Raw genomic sequence first — 7,200 nt, 5'->3', positions numbered from 1 at the left:
CTGCTTGGGGACGTTCACCGTGAGCACGCCGCCGTCCATCTTGGCGGTTAGGCCCTCGGTCGCGGCGTCCTTAAGGTACACGCCACGCGTGGCGCTCCACTCGCCGGTCTCCTTGTGGAGGTAGTTCTTGCCCTTCTCCTCGTCGGACTCCTTCTTGTCAACGCTGACGGAGAGCCTGCCCTCGTTGAGCTCGACGTCGACCTCGTCCTTCTTGACGCCAGGGAGCTCGGCGGTGACCACGTACTTGTCGCCCGCGTCCTCGACGTTCATCTTGAAGGCCACGTCACCATCGGTGGTTGCCAGCGGAGCGAAGAAGTCGTCGAACGCGTTGAACGGCCAAGCCCTGCGAAGTGCCTTCTCGTAGTCACTATAAGGAACCATGCCAGCCATCGTTACCACTCCTTCTATGTGGTGGAAGCCCTTTCTCTGGGCTTCCTCGGGTTCACTTGTATATGTTCCCCGCTGTGGTTTTCTTATACAACTAATCTAAGATTTTCTGAGTTCATTTCACTTAGATTTTTTTCAAACGCCGAGGTACAGAAGTCGTCCCGGACAAAAGTTTCGTTCGAAAACTGCCCCAAGAGAGACGGTACCCCTGCCAACACGGCAGTCGCCAGCGGGTCTACAGATGGCGCGAATCGACGGTTGGTGGCAGTTTTTCTGAGGTACCCCAAGTACAAAGCAATTCGAAGTCTGATAAACCGCAGGTCAGAGAATTGCAACTGCGACGCAGGCACATAAGAGTTCTTACAAAAACTGCCACCAACCGGAACTATTGTCGCGCTGTCTGGAACGGGGGGGGTGATTCCCATGGCACTGTTGAGAAGGAATTCGACGTTTGCGACCCTTCCCAACCGCAATTCCGTCGATTTTCTTCTCAAAAGCAACGACGGGCACGAAGGCGTGAGAGCTGCCCAGCACCACGGGCGCCACCGGGAGTGGCAGGATATGAGCTAGCGTGCACATAGACACGAGAGGAGAGACGCATGGCACGAAGCGACGGCTCGGGGCGCGACGGCACGACAAGGGCACGGCTTGTGGCCGCCGCCGTCCTGGCAGCCGCTTGCCCATTGCTAGCCCTACTCTTCTCGCAGCCAAACCTGCAGGCAAGCCTCTTTCCCGGCTACCGGCGGCTCTCGAAGTCCCTCATGGCCGCCCTGGCAACGGTCGCCTCCGTGGCCCCCTTCGCCATCTGGGATTGGCTCACGGTGGGACTTGTGGCGACCGCCATCGCAACGTTGGTGCGCCGCATGTGCCGCCACCAGCGCATCCTCCCGTGGCTTTCGATGGTAGCGCTGATCGCGGCCGCAACGGCGTTCCTGGGCACTGCTGGCTGGGCGCTCAACCACTATGCGCCGGAGCTCTCCCAGGACCTTGGCCTCGAGGTGGGCCAGTACAGCGAGGACCAGCTCGCAAGCGCAACCTCGTACTACCTTGACCAGGCAGCCGCCCGCGCGTCTCTTGTTCCGCGCGAGGATGACGGCACACTCTCCCGCCAGGACTTCTACGAGTTGGCGCGCATCGCTGGGGCATCGTATGCCCCGCTCGCCCAGCGCTACGAGGTCTTCTCGGGAAGCACCGCGCCCGTGAAGTCGCTGCTGCTCTTTGGCGAGCCCCTCCTCTACAGCGGCCACACGGGGATCTTCTGGGCGGCGACGGGAGAGTCTAGCGTGCCGCTCGACACCGCGACCGCCGAGCTCCCGTTCACTATGTGCCACGAGGCGGCGCACCGCCTGGGCATCGCGAGCGAGGAGGAGGCCAACTTCTCGGCGTTTCTCGCCTGCACGGCAAGCGACGACGTGCGCTTCTCGTACTCCGGCTACTACTCCGCCTTCAACTACTGCGTGAACGCCCTTGTGGCAGAGGACCCCGAACGCGCCCAGCAGCTGGTCTCGGACGCGCTCGCAGGCGAGAACGGCGCCGGCGTGGCACTGGTCCTCCAGGACCGCGCCACAACCCAGGAGCACTACCAGGCGTTTGAGGGCCCCTTCGAGGACGTGGGCACCACCGTCAACGATACCTACCTCAGGAGCTTTGGCGAGAAGGCCGGCGTGCGCTCGTACGGCCTGGTTGTAGACTACCTGCTCGCTTGGCTTGACGCGTAGCGCTCCGCGGTGCGGCGGATGCGGTCTGCCTGCTGCCGCTCCTCCTCGGTGGGTACTGGCAGGTGAGAGCTCAGGTCCGCGGGGACGTCGTGCCCGTAGCGTACGATGTCGTTCTCGAGGACGCCCGCCGTGTCCTCGGGCAGGTATACCGAGAGGCTCCCACCCCTGCAGACAAACTCGGCGCAGCCGTCGTCGCCCACGCAGGCGTCGGACTGTCCGCCCAGCACCGAGACCCATCGCTCGCCGGCATGGCGCGACCCCACGTACATGCGCTTTGCTCCGCCGTTGCGGTCGGTGAGCACGCAGGCGACGCCCGATCCGCCATGGCGCCCGTCGCCCTCGCGCGTCCAGCCCACAACGTCGGGGTCGTCGAGATAGTCGTGCTGAGGTCCGTAGGCAAAGCGACGACGCAGCTCCATGAGCAGCGGCAGCTCGCGCACGGCGGGAATGTTGCCGTCGTTGGGCATACCAAAGAGGTCACCGTAGAAGACGCAGGGATAGCCCGCCTCGCGCAGCAGGATGAGCGCATAGGCCGAGGGCTTGAACCACTCCTCCACAAATGACTGGAGCGCCTGGCCGGGCTGGGTGTCGTGGTTCTCCACAAAGGTGACGGCGCGCGTTGGATCGGCCGCCACAAGGGTGTTGTCGAAGAGGTGCCGCAAATCAACGTTTCCAAACGAGCAGGATGCCTGGTAGAGACGATAGTGGAGCGGCACGTCAAAGAGGCTCATGGTCCGCTCGGCCCCAAGGTAGGCCTGAAGCTCGCCCACGTCTGGCGACCAGTACTCCCCCACCGTGAAGAGCTCCTTGCCAAACTCCTGGCGCAGGGCCGACAGCCAGCGAAGGAAGAACCGACGGTCCATGTGCTTGAGCGCATCAAGCCTAAAGCCGTCGAGGTTGCACGTCGAGAGGTACCACTCGCCCCAGCGCAGCAGCTCGTCGTAGACGGGCTGGTACATCTCGTCCACGTCACAGCCCATGAGATAGTCGTAGTTGCCATTGTCGCGACGGTCTACCTGCTCACTCCAGTGCTTACCGTCAAAGAGGTAGATGGCATTCGCGTGCGTTGCCTCGTCGTAGTCCACGCCGTGGAAGCAGGTCCAGTTCCACTTGAAGGCAGAGTACTTGTCGCCGCGTCCAGGAAAATCAAAGCGCGTCCAGGCGGTGATGCCATGCGGCGCCGAGACGGGCTGCTCTCGGTTGTACGAGGCCACCTCGGTCGCGCGAACACGCTCGGTGCCATCGGCTCCCATGCGGTGATCGAGAACCACGTCGGCCAGGGCCTGCATGCCTGCCTCATGAATGGCGTCGATGGCGGACAGATACTCCTCGCGTGTGCCGTACTTGGTGCGCACAGAGCCTTTCTGGTCAAACTCGCCCAGGTCATAGGTGTCATACACACCGTAGCCAACGTCGTTTGCGCCGGCCATGCCCTTGTAGGCCGGCGGCAGCCACACGGCCGTGATGCCGTTGTCCGCAAAGAGCTGGGCATCCTCGGCCAACCGGCGCCAGTGTCTGCCGTCCGCGTCGAGGTACCACGAGAAGCCCTGGAGCATCGTGCCGTTCATGCGTGCCTACCCCAGCCTGGCGGGATGCGCGCAAGCCGCGATGGCGGCAATGATGGCGAGAAGCACAGCCGGCGCAAAGCCGATGGCCCCCAGCACAAGCGACGCCACAAAGAGCCACCAGAACACACGCAACCCCGCGCGAAGCGTCCACCCCAGGATGCGGAAGACACCAACGACCAGCGCGAACACCAGCCACGCGCCCAAGACGGCAAGCATGACAGGGGCAACTATCACGGCGAGAAGCGACGCGAGAAGAAACGTAATCATGTGGACCTTCCTTTCGGGGCGTACGCAAGACGCGTCCGTGGGGGAATCCTACCCGTTTTAACAGCGGACAAGCGGCAGCCAGGACGTCTTCGCGCGGTCTTCTCTGCGATTTGTGAAACACACTTGAAACAATGTTGCCAACGTGTTACAAAGGTCTTGTAAAAACTGAAGGCCGTTTAAGAAAGTCGCAGGTGACGGCATATGCCCATGAGTTCTGGTCCGCTCTTTATCCTCGCCGTGTTTCTCTTCATGATTGCGCTGCTGGCTGGCGCCGTGCTCGTGGCGGCAGCGGCACAGGCAGTTGTGAACAGGCTGCGCGGACAGCGCGGTCCGCAGCAGAACGCGACCACCTATCCCACCATGCTCTATCCGCGCTACTAGGCACCGGTCAGAGGAGACACGCGACGGCCCGGACGGAATGCCCGCCCGGGCCGTTCTCATGTGCAGGCGCACCTACTGGCTACCCCCTACGCGCAGCTCCTAGTCGCAGCTGGTGAAGGCCTCGCAGCGTGAGGGTTGCATCGACCTCGGCCGCGTGCGACATGAGCGGGGCCACTCGCTCGGCACCGCTGCCGGTAAGCACGACGCGCGCCTCGCCTCCAAGCTCGGAAAAGACCCGGTCGAGCAGGCCATCAACGCGGGCCACCTCGCCAAAGACCACGCCGGACTGCATGGCCTCGCGGGTGGAACGGCCAATGGCCGCCTTTGGCGTATGCAGCTCGATGACGGGCAGACGTGCTGCCGCGCGCGAGAGCGCCTGCGCCCCAAGCGCGAGTCCTGGCGCGATGATGCCGCCGAGAAAGACCCCCTCGCCGTCGAGAACCTCGATGTTCATGGTGGTTCCAAAGTCGACCACAACAAGCGGCGCCCCATAGGTTGCGCGCGCCGCCACCACGTCGGCAATGCGGTCGGGGCCAATCTCTGCCGGATCGCGGTAGCGCATGCGCAGGCCCGTCTTGAGGCCCGGCCCCACCACAATGGGGCGCGTGTGGCAGGCCGTTGCCAGGGCCACCGACCACGCCTCGGTGAGCGATGGCACCACACACGAGAGAACCGCATCGAGTGGTGGCTCCGCAAAGGTTGCCGCGCGCTCGGGCGCGAGCGAGCGCTGCTCGGCCACGTCCCGCGCCAGCACGCCCAGGACCTGCGCAACCTGCATGCGGGCCTCGTCTGCCGTGAGGCGCGCGGGCGTGGTGAGCTCCCAGGTGCCCAGCGGCTCGTCCGTCTCGCCAGCGTCTGCCGAGAAGAGCCCGAAGCCCGTGGAGGTGTTGCCCACGTCAACGGCAAGGACGCAGTGCCTCTCGCCCGCGGCAGAGCCGGCCTGCTCGCTCTTTCCCATGTGCGCTCCCTTCTCCGCCAACGCGCGTGCCGTCCACGCACCCCATCGCCGCTGTAGCCATTCGCTATACTCTAGCAAGTCCGCGCGCAGGTCCGGCGCACGGGCACCGGTAACCCGACTCCTCGGCCAGCGCACGCCGGCCACCAGGGGGGAGCGGATATACGCAAAGGAGAACAACATGGACAACACCTCTGGCCGCGCCTCGTGGCGTGGGCAGCTGACGGCGCGTGGCGTCGTCATTGGCTGCATTGGCTGCGTCATTATCACCGCCTCCTCGGCATACACGGCGCTCAAGCTTGGCGCGTTGCCGTGGCCAATTGTGTTTGCGGCAATCGTCTCGCTCTTCTTCCTCAAGCTTCTGGGCAACGCCAGCCTGAACGAGGCGAACGTCACCCACACCATCATGTCTGCGGGCGCGATGGTTGCGGGCGGGCTTGCCTTCACCATCCCCGGTGCGTGGATGCTGGGGTACGCCGACGAGGTGGGCTTTTTGCAGATGCTCATCGTGGCGCTTGCCGGCACGGGACTGGGCCTTGTTGCCACGGCGATCATCCACCGGCACTTCATTGTTGACGCAAGCCTGGAGTTTCCCATGGGGGCCTCTGCGGCACAGACCCTGCGCGCAACCGAGGCCGGTGGAAAGACGGGACGCCGCCTCTTTGCGTCGATGGGACTTGCCGGCGTCTACGCCGTGCTGCGCGACGCGCTTGGCGCCGTGCCCGCCATGCTGGCTGCGCTCCCCATCCCTGGCGTGAGCTTTGGGATCTACAACTCCCCCATGATGCTCTCGGTGGGCTTCCTCGTGGGCGGCGTGGCGGTTGCCTGGTGGTTTGCCGGTGCCCTGCTCGCCAACTTTGGCATTGTGGTGGCAGGCAGCGCGGCGGGGCTTTGGGCCGTCGACGCCGCGCAGGGCATCGTGAAGAGCCTGGGCATGGGGCTCATGATGGGCGCCGGACTGGCTGTGGTAGCCAAGGACATCGTGCCGCAGCTCGCGAGCATCGCGCGCGGGGTGCGCGGCGCGGGTGACGCGCGCGGAGCCAACGGCACCGGCGCGGCGGAGTCGCTCGTCACCGGCAGCGTGCGAACCGACGCCGGAACGTTTGCGGTGCTTGCCGCCGCCATCGTGGTCCTCATGTGCATGGGACTTGGGCTTCCGCCGGTCGTGAGCGTTGTGGTGGTGCTTCTCGCCTTTGTGACCACCGCCATGAGCGCGCAGTCGTGCGGGCAGACCGGCATCGACCCCATGGAGATCTTTGGCCTCATCGTGCTGCTGCTTGTCTCGGCCTTTGCACAGGTACGAGAGGTGCAGCTCTTCTTCATTGCCGGCGTGGTCGCCGTTGCCTGCGGTCTTGCAGGAGACGTGATGAACGACTTCAAGGCCGGCAACATCCTTGGCACCGACCCTCGCGCCCAGTGGCTGGGCCAGGCAATCGGCGGCGTTCTGGGAGCCGTGGTCTCGGCGGCCGTCATGATGGCGCTGGTAGGGGCCTACGGGCCTGACGCCTTTGGCCTGGGCAAGGAGTTTGTCTCGGCACAGGCGAGCGTCGTTGCAACGATGGTCTCGGGAATCCCCAGCGTTCCCGCATTTGTGATTGGCCTTGCGGCCGGAATCGCGCTCTACTGGGCGGGACTTCCGGCCATGATGCTGGGGCTTGGCGTCTACCTGCCGTTTTACATGTCGTTCACCGCTGCGCTTGGTGCCGCGCTCAAGTGGGTCATCGGCCGCGTTCGTGCCGCGCGCGCGGCCAGCCTGCCCGAGGACGACCGTGCGGCGCAGGAGGCCGGCGTGGTCATTGCCTCCGGCGTGCTGGGTGGCGAGTCGATCGTGGGCGTTATTATCGCGATGGTGAGCGTCATCGCAGGGCTTACGGCGTAGGGTGGCGAGCGCGCTGCGGCGCCGTTCTGGCACCGCAGCGCGCAT

The 7,200-nt window shown here is 64.7% G+C and carries 7 protein-coding genes; 3 read left to right on the top strand and 4 right to left on the bottom strand.

Features of this window, described 5'->3' with window-relative positions; translation table 11 throughout:
• Positions 1-390, bottom strand: a 390-nt coding sequence (locus BMX94_RS08940; RefSeq protein WP_091005728.1) for an Hsp20/alpha crystallin family protein, incomplete at its 3' end; no start/stop codon positions are given.
• Positions 391-986: 596 nt separating this feature from the next.
• Between BMX94_RS08940 and BMX94_RS08935 the strand changes: the two genes are divergently transcribed.
• Positions 987-2,105: a DUF3810 domain-containing protein gene (locus BMX94_RS08935; RefSeq protein ID WP_091005726.1), complete on the top strand. Its 1,119-nt coding sequence runs from the start codon at positions 987-989 to the stop codon at positions 2,103-2,105.
• On the opposite strand, the gene BMX94_RS08930 is transcribed toward BMX94_RS08935, so the two are convergent.
• Positions 2,078-3,673: an alpha-amylase gene (locus tag BMX94_RS08930; protein ID WP_091005725.1), complete on the bottom strand. Its 1,596-nt coding sequence runs from the start codon at positions 3,671-3,673 to the stop codon at positions 2,078-2,080. The two genes, BMX94_RS08935 and BMX94_RS08930, sit on opposite strands and share 28 nt — an antisense overlap.
• 6 nt (positions 3,674-3,679) lie before the next feature.
• Positions 3,680-3,940 (bottom strand): hypothetical protein, encoded by a 261-nt coding sequence (locus BMX94_RS08925; RefSeq protein WP_091005723.1) that lies wholly within the window; start codon positions 3,938-3,940, stop codon positions 3,680-3,682.
• Positions 3,941-4,147: 207 nt separating this feature from the next.
• On the opposite strand from BMX94_RS08925, the gene BMX94_RS08920 reads away from it, so the two are divergent.
• On the top strand, positions 4,148-4,321 hold the full coding sequence (locus BMX94_RS08920; protein ID WP_218138479.1) for a hypothetical protein: 174 nt from the start codon (positions 4,148-4,150) through the stop codon (positions 4,319-4,321).
• 79 nt (positions 4,322-4,400) lie between these two features.
• Here BMX94_RS08920 and BMX94_RS08915 read toward each other — a convergent pair whose 3' ends face one another.
• Positions 4,401-5,279: a type III pantothenate kinase gene (locus BMX94_RS08915; RefSeq protein WP_091005719.1), complete on the bottom strand. Its 879-nt coding sequence runs from the start codon at positions 5,277-5,279 to the stop codon at positions 4,401-4,403.
• A gap of 178 nt (positions 5,280-5,457) precedes the next feature.
• Between BMX94_RS08915 and BMX94_RS08910 the strand changes: the two genes are divergently transcribed.
• Positions 5,458-7,155, top strand: coding sequence for an OPT/YSL family transporter (locus BMX94_RS08910; protein ID WP_091005717.1), 1,698 nt, complete (start codon positions 5,458-5,460; stop codon positions 7,153-7,155).
• Positions 7,156-7,200: the final 45 nt, after the last annotated feature.

This window comes from Olsenella sp. KH3B4, assembly GCA_900111695.1.
Taxonomy (GTDB): Bacteria; Actinomycetota; Coriobacteriia; order Coriobacteriales; family Atopobiaceae; genus Tractidigestivibacter.
Note: the sequence above shows the minus strand (reverse complement) of the source record. Positions and strands in the feature narration are given on the sequence as shown.

Coding starts and splice junctions, on each gene's coding strand:
- BMX94_RS08935 (WP_091005726.1), top strand. CDS start 987: ATGGCACGAAGCGACGGCTCGGGGCGCGACGGCACGACAAGGGCACGG.
- BMX94_RS08930 (WP_091005725.1), bottom strand. CDS start 3,673: ATGAACGGCACGATGCTCCAGGGCTTCTCGTGGTACCTCGACGCGGAC.
- BMX94_RS08925 (WP_091005723.1), bottom strand. CDS start 3,940: ATGATTACGTTTCTTCTCGCGTCGCTTCTCGCCGTGATAGTTGCCCCT.
- BMX94_RS08920 (WP_218138479.1), top strand. CDS start 4,148: ATGAGTTCTGGTCCGCTCTTTATCCTCGCCGTGTTTCTCTTCATGATT.
- BMX94_RS08915 (WP_091005719.1), bottom strand. CDS start 5,279: ATGGGAAAGAGCGAGCAGGCCGGCTCTGCCGCGGGCGAGAGGCACTGC.
- BMX94_RS08910 (WP_091005717.1), top strand. CDS start 5,458: ATGGACAACACCTCTGGCCGCGCCTCGTGGCGTGGGCAGCTGACGGCG.